General features: G+C 67.5%; 2 protein-coding genes. Both read right to left on the bottom strand.

What is annotated here, in order from left to right:
- Positions 1 to 4: 4 nt before the first annotated feature.
- The gene (infA, locus tag AC1D00_RS42680; protein WP_027544250.1) at positions 5 to 295 is read right to left on the bottom strand and encodes a translation initiation factor IF-1; all 291 of its coding nucleotides are present in this window, start codon (positions 293 to 295) and stop codon (positions 5 to 7) included.
- Between the two features lie 23 nt (positions 296 to 318).
- On the bottom strand, positions 319 to 1015 hold a 697-nt coding region (locus tag AC1D00_RS42675), incomplete at its 5' end, for a helicase-related protein (protein ID WP_477014857.1).

Genomic DNA, 1015 nt, shown 5'->3' with positions numbered 1-1015 from the left:
CCGCTTAGCGGCGACGGAACTGACCACCGCGCTGCGCGCCACCCCGCGGCGGTCCGCCGGATGATGCGGGACGTTCGTCCTTGTGGCGGAAAATCAGTCGGCCCTTCTCGAGATCGTAGGGCGACATCTCCACCGTCACGCGGTCGCCCGCGAGCGTCTTGATGCGGTTCTTCTTCATCTTGCCGGCGGTGTAGGCAACGATCTCGTGTCCGGCATCGAGCTGCACGCGGTAGCGGGCGTCGGGGAGGATTTCGGTGACCAGTCCTTCGAACTGGATCAGCTCTTCCTTAGCCATGAATGTCTCCAGGTCGTGGACGGCTAGTGCGAGTAGGGTTTGCGGGTCGATTGGCCGTTCGGCCGACTCTCGCGGCGCAAAAAGGCAACGCCTTGTATCCCATCAGACGTCCCAGCGCTATGCGCGGAACGCTGTTCCGGACGGTCGGTCGGCGAAGAATGCATCTTACCGCCGGAGCGGCGGCGACGAGACCCCTTGGAGGCCTTCGGGCCGCTGCCAGGCCTTCCTTCAACATGCCTTCCGTCGCCATGCCGGCCTTCACCGGGCCGTCCATCACCCTGCTTGCCGGCGCTATGGTGGCGTCCGTCGGCATGCCTTTCGTCGGCACGCCGTCCGTCACCGTGCCGTGCGCCTTGCGGACGCTGGCCCGGGCGACCCGGCCGGCCCTGTCGTTGCTGCGGCGAGGGAGGACCTGCATCGCGGCGACCGGCATCGGTGCGGAGGTCTTCGCGCGTCAGCGCCACCTTGATCAGCCGCTCGATGTCGCGGAGATAGCTGAGCTCCTCGCCGCCTGYGACCAGCGAGATCGCGGTGCCCTCTGCGCCGGCGCGCGCGGTGCGGCCGATGCGGTGGACGTAGGTCTCGGGCACGTTGGGCAGGTCGAAATTGATGACGTGGGTGATGCCGTCGACGTCGATGCCACGAGCGGCGATGTCGGTGGCGACCAGCGTGCGGATGTCGCCGGAGCGGAACTGGGCGAGCGTGCGCTCGCGATGGTTC

This window comes from Bradyrhizobium sp. P2_E8 (assembly GCF_056403875.1).
Note: the sequence above shows the minus strand (reverse complement) of the source record. Positions and strands in the feature narration are given on the sequence as shown.

Bases quoted from the DNA above. Each gene is read 5' to 3' on its own strand.
- infA (WP_027544250.1), bottom strand. From the start codon at position 295: ATGGCTAAGGAAGAGCTGATCCAGTTCGAAGGACTGGTCACCGAAATC.